This is a genomic window from Pseudomonas sp. HMSC066A08, assembly GCF_001813025.1.
GTDB classification, from domain to species: Bacteria; Pseudomonadota; Gammaproteobacteria; order Pseudomonadales; family Pseudomonadaceae; genus Pseudomonas; species Pseudomonas aeruginosa.
The window spans coordinates 25342-42285 of record NZ_KV811281.1 but is presented as its reverse complement, the minus strand read 5'-3'; the positions used below and the strand labels follow the sequence as shown (position 1 = coordinate 42285).

Annotated in this window: 15 protein-coding genes; 1 reads left to right on the top strand and 14 read right to left on the bottom strand. The window is 64.1% G+C overall.

Annotated elements, in window-relative coordinates:
- Positions 1 to 80: 80 nt before the first annotated feature.
- From HMPREF2886_RS07000 to HMPREF2886_RS06990, 3 genes are read right to left on the bottom strand one after another with little or no spacing between them, the layout of a single operon-like run.
- Positions 81 to 1310: a hypothetical protein gene (locus HMPREF2886_RS07000; protein WP_023112541.1), complete on the bottom strand. Its 1230-nt coding sequence runs from the start codon at positions 1308 to 1310 to the stop codon at positions 81 to 83.
- A gap of 36 nt (positions 1311 to 1346) precedes the next feature.
- Complete coding sequence (locus tag HMPREF2886_RS06995; RefSeq protein ID WP_003087441.1) at positions 1347 to 1793, bottom strand: PaaI family thioesterase; 447 nt, start codon at positions 1791 to 1793, stop codon at positions 1347 to 1349.
- Positions 1790 to 2263, bottom strand: coding sequence for a PaaI family thioesterase (locus HMPREF2886_RS06990; RefSeq protein WP_033973257.1), 474 nt, complete (start codon positions 2261 to 2263; stop codon positions 1790 to 1792). The genes HMPREF2886_RS06995 and HMPREF2886_RS06990 overlap by 4 nt, the downstream gene beginning before the upstream one ends.
- 172 nt (positions 2264 to 2435) lie before the next feature.
- Between HMPREF2886_RS06990 and HMPREF2886_RS06985 the strand changes: the two genes are divergently transcribed.
- The gene (locus tag HMPREF2886_RS06985) at positions 2436 to 2672 is read left to right on the top strand and encodes a hypothetical protein (RefSeq protein ID WP_003087435.1); all 237 of its coding nucleotides are present in this window, start codon (positions 2436 to 2438) and stop codon (positions 2670 to 2672) included.
- Positions 2673 to 2729: 57 nt separating this feature from the next.
- Here the strand turns inward: HMPREF2886_RS06985 and HMPREF2886_RS06980 are convergent, their stop codons facing one another.
- The 11 genes from HMPREF2886_RS06980 to sdhC form a co-directional block, all read right to left on the bottom strand.
- Positions 2730 to 3494: a DUF599 domain-containing protein gene (locus HMPREF2886_RS06980; RefSeq protein ID WP_003106486.1), complete on the bottom strand. Its 765-nt coding sequence runs from the start codon at positions 3492 to 3494 to the stop codon at positions 2730 to 2732.
- A 145-nt stretch (positions 3495 to 3639) separates the two neighbouring features.
- A complete protein-coding gene (gene brnQ, locus HMPREF2886_RS06975) occupies positions 3640 to 4953 on the bottom strand; it encodes a branched-chain amino acid transport system II carrier protein (RefSeq protein WP_033973265.1) in 1314 nt (437 codons plus the stop codon).
- 310 nt (positions 4954 to 5263) lie between these two features.
- The gene (gene sucD / locus HMPREF2886_RS06970) at positions 5264 to 6151 is read right to left on the bottom strand and encodes a succinate--CoA ligase subunit alpha (protein ID WP_003087428.1); all 888 of its coding nucleotides are present in this window, start codon (positions 6149 to 6151) and stop codon (positions 5264 to 5266) included.
- Positions 6151 to 7317, bottom strand: coding sequence for an ADP-forming succinate--CoA ligase subunit beta (gene sucC, locus HMPREF2886_RS06965; RefSeq protein ID WP_003087425.1), 1167 nt, complete (start codon positions 7315 to 7317; stop codon positions 6151 to 6153). The genes sucD and sucC overlap by 1 nt, the downstream gene beginning before the upstream one ends.
- Positions 7318 to 7645: 328 nt before the next feature.
- Positions 7646 to 9082 (bottom strand): dihydrolipoyl dehydrogenase, encoded by a 1437-nt coding sequence (gene lpdA, locus HMPREF2886_RS06960; protein ID WP_003087422.1) that lies wholly within the window; start codon positions 9080 to 9082, stop codon positions 7646 to 7648.
- 68 nt (positions 9083 to 9150) lie between these two features.
- Positions 9151 to 10380, bottom strand: a complete 1230-nt coding sequence (odhB, locus tag HMPREF2886_RS06955; protein WP_003114264.1) for a 2-oxoglutarate dehydrogenase complex dihydrolipoyllysine-residue succinyltransferase — start codon at positions 10378 to 10380, stop codon at positions 9151 to 9153.
- A 42-nt stretch (positions 10381 to 10422) separates the two neighbouring features.
- Entirely contained in the window at positions 10423 to 13254 is a 2832-nt protein-coding gene (locus HMPREF2886_RS06950) for a 2-oxoglutarate dehydrogenase E1 component (protein WP_031755752.1), read from the bottom strand.
- 256 nt (positions 13255 to 13510) lie between these two features.
- Positions 13511 to 14218, bottom strand: a complete 708-nt coding sequence (locus HMPREF2886_RS06945; protein WP_003087410.1) for a succinate dehydrogenase iron-sulfur subunit — start codon at positions 14216 to 14218, stop codon at positions 13511 to 13513.
- 11 nt (positions 14219 to 14229) lie between these two features.
- On the bottom strand, positions 14230 to 16002 hold the full coding sequence (sdhA, locus tag HMPREF2886_RS06940) for a succinate dehydrogenase flavoprotein subunit (protein WP_003087407.1): 1773 nt from the start codon (positions 16000 to 16002) through the stop codon (positions 14230 to 14232).
- A 3-nt stretch (positions 16003 to 16005) separates the two neighbouring features.
- A complete protein-coding gene (gene sdhD / locus HMPREF2886_RS06935) occupies positions 16006 to 16374 on the bottom strand; it encodes a succinate dehydrogenase, hydrophobic membrane anchor protein (protein WP_003104386.1) in 369 nt (122 codons plus the stop codon).
- Positions 16368 to 16754, bottom strand: a complete 387-nt coding sequence (gene sdhC / locus HMPREF2886_RS06930) for a succinate dehydrogenase, cytochrome b556 subunit (RefSeq protein WP_003104388.1) — start codon at positions 16752 to 16754, stop codon at positions 16368 to 16370. Before sdhC ends, sdhD begins: the two co-directional genes overlap by 7 nt.
- Between the last annotated feature and the right edge of the window lie 190 nt (positions 16755 to 16944).

Sequence of the window (16944 nt, the reverse complement as noted above, 5' to 3'; positions counted from 1 at the left end):
CGGCGGATGTCCCCTAGGTGGGGCCTTCTCCCGGCTTTTCAAGCGCTTATGCGAAAAAACCGCACACCGTCGTGCGACGACTAGCGTTCGAGCAGTTCGAGACGGGCGATCTCCGCCGGGCGCAACAGGTAGCTCGCCTCCCCCGCACCGGGCATTTCCCGGCGGATCACCAGGCGTCCCTCGCTGTCGAGGCCGGTGAAACGGCCCTCGGCGATACGCCCGCGTACCGTAGTGGCCTTGACCAGGCGCTGGCTGTAGCGCTGCGGTTCGACCTGGACCAGCTCCAGGTCGAGGGTGGCGTTGCCCGGCGCCGGCAGCGCCTGCGGCTCGGGCGGCGCCGCCGCGGCCACGGTCGCAGGCTCCGCCGGCAAGGCGGGGAACGCGTCGCCGCGCACCGTCCACTCCCGCCGGGCGTTCTTCTCCAGCGTCAGCTCCAGCACCTGAGCCTGGCCGGCCACCAGGGCCTCGATACGCAGCGGCCGCGCATGGCTGGCCGCGCGCCAGGACGGCGCCCGCACGAGGCTGACGTCGCGGCTGGCGAAACGTCGCTGCAGATAGTCGCGCAAGACCAGGGCCAGGGTATCGTCGGAGTCGTAGCCCAGGTCGACCTTGCCGTGCCGATAGCGCAGCCGGTCGGTATACAGCTCGACGTGACCGCTGAGGGTGGTCCGGTAGTCGCTCGGCAGGCTCAGGTGGAACTCGCCCTCCAGGCGGTTCGGCGCCTTGGGCCGCAGGTCCAGGTGCAAGGTATAGCCACGCAGGAGACGACGCGCCTCGGGCAGGTCCTGCTCCGGTTGCAGCCAGCTCAGCTCGACTTCTGGCAACGCGCCGCCGTCCTCGGGCAGCACGTCCAGGCGCAGCGCCCCGAGCGGCTGTGCCGGAAGGCGGATCTGCAGCTCGCGCTGGGCGTAGAAATCGTGCCCCTGGCGCAGGCTCAGCACGCCGCCGATCAACTCGCCGCTCTGCGGTGCGAAAGGCTTGCCGTTGAACTCCCCGCTGAGCGCGATGGCCAGTTCCGCCGGCGGCCTGGCCTCCGGCTTCAGCCAGCGCAGGCTGAGGATCGCCTCCAGTCGTGCAGCATCGTGGCTGGCCAGCAGCGCCAGGCCGACCACCAGCGGGATGCAACCCAGCGCGGCCAGTCCGACGCCCTTGCGCGCCGTACGCCAGTGCACGCCGATGTAGGCCAGCGCCACCGGCGGGAAAAGGCTGCCGTAACCCCACAGCAGACCGGTACCGAAGGCCAGGACGATGACCCAGATATAGCCGGCGACCATCAGCAACAGGCCGCCCAGAATCAGCAAGGCATCCATCGCGATATCCTCAGCCCCCTTTCCGCAGCGTACGACTCACGGCTCGTCCACCTTGAAATGCGCCCGCGCGGTGGCGATGGGCTCGCCCTGGGTGGTCTGCCAGGCGTTGATCGCGACGTTCGCCACCCGCCGCCCCTGGCGCCAGACCTGGCATTGCGCATAGGTATCGCGGAAGTGCCCGGCACGCAGGTAATCGATGGAGAAATCGATGATCTTCGGCAGGTGCGGAATGCTCATGAAGGTCAGCAGGTGCAACATCGCCGCATGCTCCATGAAGCCGGCGATCACGCCGCCATGGATGGCCGGCAGGGTCGGGTTGCCGATGTTGTCCTTGTTCGCCGGCAGGCGGAAGACCATGTCGTCGCCCAGGCGCAGGCATTCGATGCCGAGCAGCTTGGCGTACGGGATCAGCTCCACCAGCGGGCTGTAGTCGTTGTTCCGGCGCGCGTCGCGGACCAGTTGCTCGAGGCTGGTCGGGCTCATGCCGCACCTCCCTGCGCGGTCGGCCTGGCCGCCCCGGCACGGGCCGAACCGCCCATGCGCATGAAGGCGCCGACGACATGGGCGATGGGCTGGCCCGGATCATCCTGGTAGGCGAAACCGCGGGTGAAGATCACGTTCGGCGTGACCCGGTAGCACTCGGCGAAGCCATAGACATCCTTGTGCGGTTCGGCGGGATGCATGTAGTCGATGCGCAGGTCGAGCGTCGGGCAGATCTCGAATTCCGGCAGCACGCAGACCGTGGAAATACCGCAGGTGGTGTCCATCAGGGTGGTGATCGCGCCGCCGTGGACGACCCCGCTTTCCGGGTTGCCGATGATCGCCTGGCTGTAGGGCAGGCGCAGGGTCAGTCCTTTCTCGTCGGCGGCCTCGACCGTCAACCCCAGCACCTGGCAATGACGCAAGGCCGAGAGAAAGCGCCGGGCGCGCTCGAGCAGAGGATTTTCCGACATGACGGCGACCTTGCTGGGAGTTTTCTGGAGGGCGAATCATACCTTGCCGCCAAAGCCCCGGCAGCCGGGGTTTTGGACATAACGATCGAAATAGTCGAAGTGTGTGGAACTTCACGCCAGCGCAAATGTTCAAAGGGCTACAACGAGGAAAGCCGCACATGGAGGCTAAACGATGAAAAAGACCGTAACTCTTGCCCTGCTGCTCGCTGCCAGCCTTGGCCTGGCCGCTTGCGACAAGAAAGAGGAAGACAAGGCAGCGGCCCCGGCAGCTCCGGCTACCGAGACCCAGCCGAGCGCTCCGGCTACTCCCCCTGCCGAGCCCAGCGCCCCGGCGCCGTCGAGCGACACTCCGGCAACCCCGCAGACTCCGGCACCGACTCCGGAGCAACCGCAACAGAACCAGCAATAAGTTCTCGTTGACGTACCCTGAAAGAGCCCGCGCAAGCGGGCTTTTTCATGCCCAGGTTCAGCCCCTGGGCACCTCGCCCTCGCCTTCCCGCGGACTTTCGGCGATTGCGGTCTCGGTGTAGACCATCACCTCCAGCACGTCCGAATGGAATTCGCGGCGATACAGGACCAGTACCACGCCGGCCGTCACCAGCATGAAGAACCAAGAATTGATGAACCAGGCGAGCATGGCCAGGCCGAAATAGTACGAGCGCAAGCCGAAGTTGAACTGGTTGGCCGCCAGCGAGATGACCCGGGCGGCACGCTCGGCAAAGGATTTGCGCTCCAGCTCGCCGACGTTGCGCTCGCCGATCATCGGTGCCGAGCCGACCAGGATCGCCGCGAAGTTGTATTGGCGCATGCACCAGCTGAAGGTGAAGAAGGCATAGACGAAGACCACTGCCAGGCACAGCAGCTTCAGTTCCGACAGTCCCCGGCTGGCCTCCTCCACGAACGGCAGGTCGGCCAGTACCGAGACGGCGCGATCGGTGGAGCCCAGCAGGGTGAGGATGCCGGCGAGGATGATCAGCGTGCTGGAGGCGAAGAACGACGCGTTACGCTCCAGGTTGCCGATCACGCTGGCGTCGGCGATACGGTTGTCGCGCAGCAGCAACCGGCGCATCCAGTCCTCCCGGTAGAGGTGCAGGACGCTGGCCAGGCAGGCGGTGTCGCGGCCCTTCCAGGTTGCGTAGCGGGTGTAGCCCACCCAGCAGAACAGGAACCAGAGCGCCGCCAGCAGGTGTTGCAGCAGGTGCCCGTTAAAAATGCCGAGTTCGGCGGTCATGAAAACTCCCTCTTGAGCCGGCCGGGAATCGCCCCGCCGTTGTTTCGCGCCGTTGGGACGCCGCTCGCCGCGGCCAGGACACGACTTTCGTCGGCTCATGAAAAAGGCCGCCCGGAGGCGGCCTTCCTGGGGTTCGCCTGACGTCTCAGGCGACCGCTTCGCGCGGCTTGCCCAGTAGCCGATCGCAAACGACTGCCAGGACCAGCGCAATGGATACCGGCAGCAGCCAGCCAAGGCTCTGATCGGCGAGCGGAAGCTTGGCGAAGACGTCCGGCACCCACCCGTTCAGCTTGGCCGCCCCCAGCCCGTCGACGATGCCGAAGACCAGCGCGACGATCATCACCGGCACGAATACCCGTGGGGCCGACACCCAGAGCCGGTCGAACAGGCTCAGGGCGATCAGCACGATGGCGAGCGGATAAAGTCCCACCAGAACCGGTACCGAAAGGCTGATCAACTGGGTCAGTCCCTGGTTGGCGACCAGCAGGCTGAACAGCGAGAACACGATCACCACTGTCTTGTACGAAACCGGCAGCAGGTCGCTGAAGAACTCGCCGCACGCCGTGATCAGCCCTACCGCCGTGGTCAGGCAGGCCAGGGTGATGACCACCGCCAGCAACAGACTGCCGGAAACGCCAAAGGTCTGCTGCACATAGGCGGTGAGGATCTGTACGCCATTCTGGGCGTCGCCGGCGATGCCCTGGCTGGTGGCGCCAAGATAGAACAGCGCCAGGTAGACCAGCGACAGGCCGGTGGCGGCGATGACCCCGGCGATCATGGAATAGCGCGTGACCAGCCGGCTGTCGCTGATGCCGCGGTCGCGAATGGCGGTGGCGATGACGATACCGAAGACCAGGGCGCCGAGGGTATCCATGGTCAGGTAGCCCTGCAGGAAGCCCTGCACCAGGGGCGCGCTCTGGTACTCGCCGGAACTGCTGCCGATCTCTCCCGCCGGCGCGAAGATCGCCGCGCCGCCAAGGACCAGCAGGGCCGACAGCAGCACCGGCGTGATGACCTTTCCGACCCGGTCGACAAGGCGACCCGGGTTCAGCACCAGGAACAGAACCACGGAGAAGTAAGCGACGGTATAGACGAGCAACGGCGCGCCGCCGTCCCCGGTGAAAGGCGCGACGCCCATCTCGAAGGACACCACGGCTGTACGCGGGGTGGCGAACAGCGGGCCGATGGCAAGATAGACGGCGATGGCGAACGCCACTCCCGCGCGCCGCCCGATCGGCTGGGTCAGGCGGCCAATACCGCCTCCGACCCGGGCCAGGGCGACCACCGTCAGCAACGGCAGGCCGACACCGGTAAGGAGGAAGCCGAAAGCCGCGCTCCATACGTGTTCGCCCGCCGCCATGCCGGCACTGGGAGGAAAGATGATGTTACCCGCGCCGAGAAAAAGCGCGAACGTCATGAAGCCAAGGGCGAGCAGGTCGAACCCTTTCAAATGAGTCATAGGAGGATGTACCACTGGCAGAAGTCTCGGTTGTTCGGGGTTTCCCTTTGGGGGTGTTAGGAAACATCGTCCTTCCGGATGAGGAGGACCGGTCAAGCCGCCCGACCCCTTTTGAGGGCCATGTGGCGTTATAGCTGCAGGCGCGCTGGCCTGCGGGATGATGCTTGGCGCGCCCGGGGTTTTGTCGGACACGAACCGCTGGCAATGATAGCGCATCGCGGCAACATTCGTTTGACGGATGCGATAGAACGACGAAGGCCACCGCTGTGAGGCGGTGGCCTTCGTCCTGGAACTCAGAAAACCCGGGAAATCAGGCCTTCTTCACTTCCCAACCGGTCAGCTCGGCCAGGGCCTTGCCGATGTCGGCCAGGGAACGCACGGTCTTCACACCGGCGTCCTGCAGGGCGGCGAACTTCTCGTCCGCGGTGCCCTTGCCGCCGGAGATGATGGCGCCGGCGTGGCCCATGCGCTTGCCCGGAGGGGCAGTCACGCCAGCGATGTAGGACACCACCGGCTTGGTCACGTTGGCCTTGATGAAGGCCGCGGCTTCTTCTTCGGCGGAACCGCCGATCTCGCCGATCATGACGATGGCTTCGGTCTGCGGGTCTTCCTGGAACAGCTTCAGGATGTCGATGAAGTTGGAGCCCGGGATCGGGTCACCGCCGATGCCCACGCAGGTGGACTGGCCGAAGCCGGCATCGGTGGTCTGCTTCACGGCTTCGTAGGTCAGGGTGCCGGAACGCGACACGATGCCTACCTTGCCCGGCAGGTGGATGTGGCCCGGCATGATGCCGATCTTGCACTCGCCGGGAGTGATCACGCCCGGGCAGTTCGGGCCGATCAGGCGTACGCCCAGTTCATCGCACTTGACCTTGGCGTCCAGCATGTCGAGGGTCGGGATGCCTTCGGTGATGCAGACGATCAGCTTGATGCCGCCGAATGCCGCTTCCAGGATCGAGTCCTTGCAGAACGGAGCCGGAACGTAGATGACCGAGGCTTCGGCGCCGGTGGCTTCCACGGCTTCCTTGACGGTGTTGAACACCGGCAGGCCGAGGTGGGTGGTGCCGCCCTTGCCGGGGGTCACGCCGCCGACCATCTTGGTGCCGTAGGCGATGGCCTGTTCGGAGTGGAAGGTGCCCTGGCTACCGGTGAAGCCTTGGCAGATGACTTTGGTGTCTTTGTTGATCAGGACGCTCATTACTTACCCTCCGCGGCCTTGACGACTTGCTGGGCAGCGTCGGTCAGGCTGGTTGCCGCGATGATGTTCAGGCCGCTTTCGGCCAGGACCTTGGCACCCAGTTCAGCGTTGTTGCCTTCCAGGCGGACGACAACCGGAACCTTCACGCCGACTTCTTTGACGGCGCCGATGATGCCTTCGGCGATCATGTCGCAACGCACGATGCCGCCGAAGATGTTCACCAGGACAGCCTTCACGTTGCTGTCGGACAGGATGATCTTGAACGCTTCGGTCACGCGCTCCTTGGTCGCCCCGCCGCCAACGTCGAGGAAGTTGGCCGGCTTGCCGCCGTGCAGGTTGACGATGTCCATGGTACCCATGGCCAGGCCGGCGCCGTTGACCATGCAGCCGATGTTGCCTTCCAGCGCGACGTAGTTCAGCTCCCACTTCTGCGCATGGGCTTCACGGGCGTCGTCCTGGGACGGGTCGTGCATGGCGCGCAGCTTCGGCTGACGGTACAGGGCGTTGCTGTCGATGTTGATCTTGGCATCCAGGCAGTGCAGGTTGCCGTCTTTCTTGATCACCAGCGGGTTCACTTCCAGCAGGGCCAGGTCGTAGTCCTGGAACAGCTTCGCCAGGCCGACGAAGATATGGGTGAACTGCTTGATCTGGTCGCCCTTCAGGCCCAGCTGGAAGGCCAGTTCGCGGCCCTGGTACGGCTGTGCGCCGACCAGCGGGTCGATGGTGGCCTTGAGAATCTTCTCGGGAGTGTCGTGGGCGACCTTCTCGATGTCCACGCCACCTTCGGTGGAAGCCATGAACACGATGCGGCGGCTGGAACGATCGACGACGGCGCCGAGGTACAGCTCCTTGTCGATGTCGGTGCAGGACTCCACCAGGATCTTGCTGACCGGCTGGCCGTTGGCGTCGGTCTGGTAGGTCACCAGGTTCTTGCCCAGCCACTGCTGGGCGAACGCCTTGGCGTCCTCTTTGCTCTTCACCAGCTTCACACCGCCCGCTTTGCCGCGGCCGCCGGCGTGCACCTGAGCTTTGACGACCCACTCGCTGCCGCCGATCTTGTCGCAGGCTTCTGCGGCCTCTTCGGGGGTGTCTACGGCAAAGCCCTTGGATACAGGCAGGCCGTATTCAGCGAACAGCTGCTTACCCTGATATTCGTGGAGATTCATGCTTGTCTACCGTTATTCGTCTAGGTATTGCGCATTTCGGCGGAGCGCTCGTGGCGCCCCACCACCTGTGACCGTCGTTTCGCGAACCACCCGGCTCGCGAAAAAACAGTCCGGCGGCATACGCCCGCGGCCACCTCGCAACGGTCGCCGGCGCTCACCCGCCGTGGTTCTTCTGAAAGTCTGCCGCCTGCGGCATCCCGACGCAGGCGGCAAACCGTGGATTCTACAGAACCCGGACCCGACAAGGCCAGGAACCTGTCCTGGCCTGACGGACGACGCGTCCCGCGTCGCTGTGACGCCCCTGGCGTGAACCGGGGCGTCGGATCACTCAGCGCTTCTTGCGGTTGGCGATGTGGATGGCATGGCCATTCACCGCCAGGGCAGCTTCGTGCAGGGCTTCGGACAGCGTCGGGTGGGAGAAGACCATCATGCCCAGGTCTTCGGCGCTGGTGCCGAATTCCATGCCGATCGCGCCTTGCTGTACCAGCTCGGCGGCGCTCGGGCCGATCACGTGGACGCCCAGCACGCGGTCGGTCTTCGCATCGGCGATGACCTTGACCAGGCCGGTGGTGTCGTTGGCAGCCATCGCGCGACCGCTGGCGGCGAACGGGAAGGTGCCGACGTTGACTTCGACGCCCTCGGCCTTGAGGGTCTGCTCGGTCTTGCCGACCCAGGCAATTTCCGGGTGGGTGTAGATGACCGACGGAATCAGGTCGTAGTTCATCTGCGCCTTGTGGCCGGCGATGCGCTCGGCGACCATCACGCCCTCTTCCGAGGCCTTGTGCGCAAGCATCGCGCCGCGAACCACGTCACCGATGGCGAAGACGCCCGGAACGCTGGTCTTGCAGTGGTCGTCGACGTAGATGAAGCCACGCTCGTCCAGGGTCACGCCGCTGTCGGCGGCCAGCAGGTCGGTGGTCACCGGGCGACGGCCGACCGCGACGATCAGCTTGTCGAAGGTTTCCTTCTGCTCGCCGTTGGCGTCGGTGAAGGTCACGGTGACCTGCTTCTTCTTCACTTCCGAAGCGGTCACGCGGGCACCCAGGCGAATGTTCAGGCCTTGCTTGGTCAGGACCTTCAGGGCTTCCTTGGCGATCTGCTCGTCGGCAGCCGGGAGGAACTTGTCCAGGGCTTCCAGCACGGTCACCTCGGCACCCAGGCGGGCCCATACCGAACCCAGCTCCAGGCCGATGACGCCGGCGCCGATCACACCCAGCTTCTTCGGCACGGCCTGGAATTCCAGGGCGCCGGTGGAATCGACGATGATGTCGTCGGTCAGCGGGGCCGGCGGGATCTCCACCGGGCGGGAGCCGGAAGCGATGATCACGTTCTCGGCTTCCAGGACCTGGGTCTTGCCGTCCAGGCCGGTCACTTCCACCTGCTTGTTGGCCAGCAGCTTGCCGTGGCCTTCGAAGGAGGTCACGCCGTTGGCCTTGAACAGGGTGGCGATGCCACCGGTCAGGTTCTTGACGATGTTGGCCTTGCGCGCAACCATCGCCGGAACGTCGATGGTGACGCCCTTGGCTTCGATACCATGGACTTTGAAGGCCTCTTTGGCCTCATGGTACTTGTAGGAGCTGTCCAGCAGCGCCTTGGACGGGATGCAGCCAACGTTCAGGCAGGTACCGCCGAGCGCCACCTTGCCTTCCTTGCCGATGTACTTCTCGATGCAGGCGGTCTTCAGGCCCAACTGGGCAGCGCGGATGGCGGCAACGTAACCGCCGGGGCCGGCACCAATCACTACCACGTCGAATTTCTGGCTCATATCTCAATCCTTATTCGGGTGAAACCGGACGGCCCCACGAGGGGGCCGCCGTGAAGAGAAACGCTAAATCAGACGTCCAGCAGCAGGCGAGCCGGATCTTCCAGCAGGTCCTTGATCGCCACCAGGAAGCTCACCGCTTCCTTGCCGTCGATCAGACGGTGGTCGTAGGACAGCGCCAGGTACATCATCGGCAGGATCACCACCTGGCCGTTCACGGCCATCGGGCGCTCCTGGATCTTGTGCATGCCGAGGATGGCGGTCTGCGGCGGGTTGACGATCGGAGTCGACAGCAGGGAACCGAACACGCCACCGTTGGAGATGGTGAAGGTGCCGCCGGTCATGTCTTCGATGGTCAGCTTGCCTTCCTTCGCCTTCTTGCCGAAGTTGGCGATGCCGCCTTCGATCTCGGCCAGGCTCATGAACTCGGCGTTACGCAGTACCGGGACCACCAGGCCACGGTCGCTGGAAACGGCAACGCCAATGTCCTGGTAGCCGTGGTAGACGATGTCGTTGCCGTCGATGGAAGCGTTGACCCCCGGGAAGCGCTTCAGCGCCTCGGTGGCGGCCTTGACGAAGAAGGACATGAAGCCCAGGCGCACACCGTTGTGCTTCTTCTCGAACAGGTCCTTGTACTTCGAACGCAGGTCCATGATCGGCTTCATGTTGACCTCGTTGAAGGTGGTCAGCATGGCCATGGCGGACTGCGCCTCGACCAGGCGCTCGGCGACCTTGGCTCGCAGGCGGGTCATCGGCACGCGCTTCTCGACACGGTCGCCGGCGGCGAAGATCGGCGCCTCGGCAGCCGGGGCGGCAGGCTTGGCCGGGGCGGCCGGGGCGTTCTTCTTCGCTTCGACCGCAGCGACCACGTCTTCCTTGGTCACGCGACCGCCCTTGCCGGTGCCGGCGATGCTGTTCGGATCGATGCCGGCTTCCTCGGCCAGCTTGCGTGCGGCCGGGGACAGGATGGCGTCGTCGCCGCCAGCGGCGGCCGGAGCGGCGGCCTGGGCAGCCGGAGCGGCAGCGGGTGCAGCGGCAGCCGGAGCGGCCGGAGCGGCGGCGCCGCCTTCGTTCAGCTTGCCGAGCAGCTCGTTGCTCAGAACGGTGTCGCCTTCGTTCTTGATGATCTCGGCCAGCACGCCGTCAGCCTCGGCGAGAACCTCGATGACCACCTTGTCGGTCTCGATGTCGACGATCAGTTCGTCGCGCTTGACTGCTTCGCCCGGCTTCTTGTGCCAGGTGGCGACGGTGCCGTCGGCGACCGATTCCGGGAAGGTTGGGGCTTTGATTTCGATAGCCATTGTGTGCGTTTCCTTAAATTCGGTTTCTTCAGCGCGTAGGCGTTAAACAGTAAAGGCGTCTTGCAGCAGTTTTTCCTGCTGCTCGGCGTGCATCGAGGCGTAGCCGCAAGCCGGAGCAGCGGAGCCTTCGCGGCCGGCGTACTCGAGATTGAGACCCTTCTTGTGCGCGGCGATGACACGACGCATGTGATGCTGGCTGCAGAACCAGGCGCCCTGGTTCATCGGCTCTTCCTGGCACCAGACGATGTGCTTGAGGTTCTTGTACGGAGCCAGAACTTCCGCCAGGTCGTCTTCCGGGAACGGATACAGCTGCTCGATACGGACGATCGCGGTATCTTCGCGCCCTTCCGCACGACGCTTCTCCAGCAGGTCGTAGTACACCTTGCCGCTGCACAGCACGACGCGGTCGACCTTCTTCGGATCCAGGCTGTCGATTTCCGGGATCACGGTCTGGAAGGAACCGTTGGCCAGATCTTCCAGGGTCGAGATGGCGAGCTTGTGACGCAGCAGGGACTTCGGCGTCATCACCACCAGCGGCTTGCGCAGCGGGCGGATCACCTGACGGCGGAGCATGTGGTAGACCTGGGCCGGGGTGGTCGGCACGCAGACCTGGATGTTCTGCTCGGCGCAGAGCTGCAGGTAGCGCTCCAGGCGCGCGGAGGAGTGTTCCGGACCCTGCCCCTCGTAGCCGTGCGGCAGCAGCATGGTCAGGCCGCAGAGTCGGCCCCATTTGCTTTCGCCACTGGTGATGAACTGGTCGATGACTACCTGGGCGCCGTTGGCGAAGTCGCCGAACTGGGCTTCCCAGATCACCAGCGAATTCGGCGTGGTGGTGGCGAAACCGTATTCGAACGCCAGCACGGCCTCTTCCGAAAGGAAGGAATCGTAGATATCCAGGCGCGGCTGGCCGTCGAACAGATTGGCCAGCGGTACGTAGACCGAGTCGTCCTTCTGGTTGTGCAGCACCGCGTGACGGTGCGAGAAGGTGCCACGGCCGACGTCCTGGCCGGTCATCCGTACCGGATGGCCTTCGAACAGCAGGGTCGCGTAGGCCAGGGTCTCGGCGAAGCCCCAGTTGATCGGCAGGCCACCGGCCGCCATCTTCTGGCGATCTTCGTAGATCTTCGAAACCTGGCGCTGAACCACGAAGCCTTCCGGCACTTCCAGCATCTTGCTGGACAGCTCCTGCAGAGTCTTCAGGTCGAAGCGGGTGTCGTGACGCGCGGTCCAGGCATGGCCTAGGTACGGACGCCAGTCGACGAACAGTTCCTTGTTGGGCTCCTTGACCAGGCTCTTCACCACGTGCAGGCCGTTGTCCAGGGCGTCGCGGTAGTCGTCGATCTTCGACTGAACCTGCTCGGCGCTGAGCACGCCGGCGCTCACCAGGGCATCGGCGTACAGCTCGCGGGTAGTACGCTGCTTGGCGATCTGCTGGTACATCAGCGGCTGGGTGCCGCTCGGCTCATCCGCCTCGTTGTGGCCGCGGCGACGGTAGCAGACTAGGTCGATGACCACGTCACGCTTGAACTGCATGCGGTAGTCGACGGCCAACTGGGTGACGAACAGCACGGCTTCGGGATCGTCGCCGTTGACGTGGAAGATCGGCGCCTGAATCATCTTCGCCACGTCGGTGGCGTACTCGGTGGAACGCGCATCGTCCTGGCGGCTGGTGGTGAAACCGACCTGGTTGTTGATCACTAGGTGGATGGTGCCACCGGTCTTGTAGGCGCGGGTCTGCGACATCTGGAAGGTTTCCATGACCACGCCCTGCCCCGCGAAGGCGGCATCGCCGTGGATGGAAATCGGTACCACCTTGTCGCCGGAGCTGTCCTTGCGGCGGTCCTGGCGGGCACGAACGGAACCCTCGACCACCGGGGAAACGATTTCCAGGTGGGACGGGTTGAACGCCAGCGCCAGGTGGACTTCGCCGCCGCTGGTCATCACGTTCGAGGAGAAGCCCTGGTGGTACTTCACGTCACCGGAGCCCAGCTCGACGATCTTCTTGCCTTCGAACTCGTCGAACAGGTCGCGCGGGTTCTTGCCCAGGGTGTTGACCAGGACGTTCAGGCGACCGCGGTGGGCCATGCCGATGACGATTTCCTTGGCGCCGTAGGAACCGCAGCGCTGGATGATCTCGTCGACCATCGGGATCAGGCTTTCGCCGCCTTCCAGACCGAAACGCTTGGTACCCGGGTACTTGGTGCCCAGGTACTTCTCCAGGCCTTCGGCCGCGGTCAGGCGCTCGAGCAGGTGCGCACGCGCCTCGGCGGAGAAGCCGGGACGGCCACGCACGCTTTCCAGGCGCTGGAGGAACCACTTGCGCTGCTCGGAATCGACGATGTGCATGAACTCGGCGCCGAAGGTACCGCAATAGGTGCTCTTCAGGCTGTCGACGATTTCACGCAGGGTCGCCTCTTCCTTGCCGATGTAAAGCTCACCGGTGCGGAAAGTGGTATCCAGGTCGGCACCCGTCAGACCGTAGTGGTCGATCGACAGGTCGGCAGGCGCGGGACGCTGCCACAGGCCGAGCGGGTCGAGGGTGGAAGCCTGGTGGCCGCGGAGACGGTAAGCGTGAATGAGACGAAGGACTTCGACCTGCTTCTTCTCGTGCTCGCTGCTCACGCTACCGGCGGAAACCGGCTGGGCACGGCGCTGGTTCTTGGCCAGCAGGACGAAATGATCGCGCACCGTGGAGTGCGAGACGTCGGGGGCGGGATTGCCATCGGCGGGAAGCTTCTGGAAATACGTGCGCCACTCTTCTGGCACAGCGTTAGGGTCGTGCAGGTAGAGCTCGTAGAGCTCTTCGACGTAGGCAGCGTTACCACCGGATAGATGGGCACTGTTCCACATCCGCTGCATTACGCTTTCGTGCATGCTAGGTCACCCTCGGTAAGGGGACAACCACCTGGCGAAACCTTGAAGGCTCCGAAGTCCTCAGGCAGCGACATCGGTATGGCCACTACAGATCCCGCAGATAGTCCGGGTACCAGCCCGGATGCCCCTGCTGGTCATATTTTTCAAATCTGGGCCATGGCTTTGTGAGCTTGGCCCGCTTAGTTGCTGCGACGCCGGAAGAACTCCGGCGCCACAGGTGTTGCTAGGTACAACTCATATAACAACTGCGAGAAGATCAGGTTCCGCTCTGCAGCAGCATATTACGCACGTGGCCGATCGCCTTGGTCGGGTTCAGACCTTTCGGGCAAACGTTCACGCAGTTCATGATTCCGCGGCAGCGGAACACACTGAACGGGTCGTCCAGCGAAGCCAGGCGCTCTTCGGTCTTGGTGTCACGGCTGTCGGCCAGGAAGCGATAGGCTTGCAGCAGTGCGGCCGGACCGAGGAACTTGTCGGGGTTCCACCAGAAGGACGGGCAGGAGGTCGAGCAGCAGGCGCACAGGATGCACTCGTACAGGCCGTCCAGCTTCTCGCGCTCTTCCGGGGTCTGCAGACGCTCGATGGCAGGGGCCGGCGTATCGTTCTGCAGGAACGGTTTCACCTTCTCGTATTGCTTGTAGAAGATGCTCATGTCCACGACCAGGTCACGAATGACCGGCAGGCCGGGCAGCGGACGGATCACCAGCTTGCCGCCCTTCAGGCCGGCGGCCGACAGCGGGGTGATGCAGGCCAGGCCGTTCTTGCCGTTGATGTTCATGCCATCGGAGCCGCAGACGCCTTCACGGCAGGAACGACGGTAGGAGAAGCCCTCGTCCTGTTCCTTGATCAACGCCAGCACGTCGAGGACCATCACGTCCTTGCCGTTGGTGTCGACCTGGAAATCCTGCATGTACGGCGCAGCATCTTTGTCGGGGTTGTAACGATAAACACTCACTTGCAACATGGCGGGCACCCTTAGTAAGTCCGAACCTTGGGTTCGAATGCCGGAACGGTCTTCGGCGCGAAGTTGACGGAACGCTTGGATACGCGCTTCTCACCCGGGAAGTACAGGGTGTGGCACAGCCAGTTCTCGTCGTCGCGCTCCTCGAAGTCTTCACGGGCGTGGGCGCCACGGGACTCCTTGCGGTGCTCGGCCGCGATCGCGGTGGCCTCGGCCACCTCGAGGAGGTTTTGCAGTTCCAGCGCTTCGATGCGCGCGGTGTTGAATGCCTGGCTCTTGTCGTTGATCTTGACGTTGGCGATACGCTCGCGCAGGTCCGCCAGCTGGGCGATACCCTTCTGCATGTACTCGCCGGTGCGGAACACACCGAAGTAGTTCTGCATGCAGCTTTGCAGCTCGCGCTTGAGCGGAGCGACTTCTTCGCCGCTGGTGCGCTCGTTCACGCCGTTCAGGCGCTTGAAGGAGGCTTCCAGGTCGCTCTCGGAAGCGCCGCGGGCGTCGATGCCCTCTTTCAGCGCTTTTTCCAGGTGCAGACCGGCGGCACGGCCGAATACCACCAGGTCGAGCAGCGAGTTGCCGCCCAGGCGGTTGGCGCCGTGTACCGATACGCAGGCCACTTCGCCTACGGCGAACAGGCCTTCGACGATCTGGTCGTTGCCGTTGGCGTCCTGGGTGATGGCCTGGCCATGGATATTGGTGGCAACGCCACCCATCATGTAGTGGCAGGTCGGGATCACCGGGATCGGCGCGACGACCGGGTCGACGTGGGCGAAGGTCTTGGACAGTTCGCAGATGCCGGGCAGGCGGCTGTGCAGGACTTCCTCGCCGAGGTGGTCGAGCTTCAGCAGCACGTGGTCCTTGTTCGGGCCCACGCCGTTGCCGGCCAGGACTTCCTTGACCATGGAACGGGCGACCACGTCGCGGCCGGCCAGGTCCTTCGCGTTCGGCGCATAACGCTCCATGAAGCGCTCGCCGTGGGCGTTGATCAGGTAACCGCCTTCGCCGCGGCAACCTTCGGTGACCAGTACACCGGCGCCGGCGATGCCGGTCGGGTGGAACTGCCACATCTCGATGTCCTGCACCGGCACGCCGGCACGCAGGGCCATGCCCACGCCGTCACCGGTGTTGATCAGCGCGTTGGTGGTGGAGGCGTAGATACGGCCGGCACCGCCAGTGGCCAGGACCACGGCCTTGGAACGGATATAGACGGTCTCGCCGGTCTCGATGCAGATGGCGATGATGCCGACCACCGCGCCGTCCTGGTTCTTCACCAGGTCGACCGCGTACCACTCGTTGAGGAACGAGGTGCCATTCTTCAGGTTGGCCTGGTACAGGGTGTGCAGCAGCGCGTGGCCGGTACGGTCGGCGGCGGCGCAGGTACGGGCGGCCTGGCCACCCTTGCCGAAGTCCTTGGACTGGCCGCCGAACGGACGCTGGTAGATGCGGCCGGTTTCGGTACGGGAGAACGGCAGGCCCATGTGCTCGAGCTCGAACACGGCCTCGGGGCCGACGGAACACATGTATTCGATCGCGTCCTGGTCACCGATGTAGTCGGAGCCCTTGACGGTGTCGTACATGTGCCAACGCCAATCGTCGTTCGGATCGGCCGAAGCGATGGCGCAGGTGATGCCACCCTGTGCGGATACGGTGTGGGAACGGGTCGGGAAGACCTTGGTCACCACGGCGGTCTTGTGGCCGCCCTGGGCCAGTTGCAGCGCGGCACGCATGCCGGCGCCACCGCCACCGACGATGATGGCGTCAAAGGAAAGTGTACGAATGCTAGCCATGGATCACATACCCCAAAGAATCTGCACACCCCAGACGAAGAATGCGAACATCGCCATGCCGCAAACCGCCTGGAAGAGGAAACGCACGACTGTCGCCGCCTTGCCGAGAGCCATCGACGTCAGGTAGTCGGTGGAGATGGTCCACATACCGACCCACGCATGGACGCTCAGGGCAACCAGGGTCAACAGGCTGAAGATGCGCATCCAACCCTGCGAGAACAGGCCGTGCCAGTCCGCGTAGGAAATGTTGGGGTGAGCAATGAGGTAGCCCAGCAGGAAAATGACATAAGCCGCGAGAACGACCGCGGAAACGCGCTGAGCCATCCAGTCGTAGAGGCCGGAGCGCGAGAAGTTTGTGACGTTAGTTACCATACCCATACCCCCGCCAGAACGATCAGCACCACCGCGATGGCGATGACGATTTTGGAGCCACGCTTACCGCCTTCCAGCGTCTCGCCGACGCCAGCGTCCATGACCAGGTGGCGAACACCGGCCACCAGGTGGTACAGCAGCGCAGACAGCAGGCCCCAGATCACCAGCTTGGCCAGGGGACTGGTCAGGCACGCCTTCACCTGCTCGAAGCCTTCTTCCGAACTCAGCGACTTGTCGAGCGCGAACAGCAGCACGGCAATACCGAGGAACAGGATGACGCCAGAGATACGGTGGAGAATGGACGTGTAAGCGGTGACAGGGAGTTTGATGGTCCTTAGGTCTAGGTTTACAGGTCGTTTGCTATTCACGGCTTTTTTCACACTGAGAGCCCTAACGAACAGGGCTAGTTGTCGGGAAGTGCACTTGTCAGGTACCCATCACCAGGGAGTGGCGACCGTCTATGAAAGCGGGCCAGGAATACCCCTTGCGGTCGGACGCCGAGTATAGACAGTTAGGCTACTAATGACAACGAAAACACCCATCGCCAAATGGTTGATTGCGGGCCTTTTA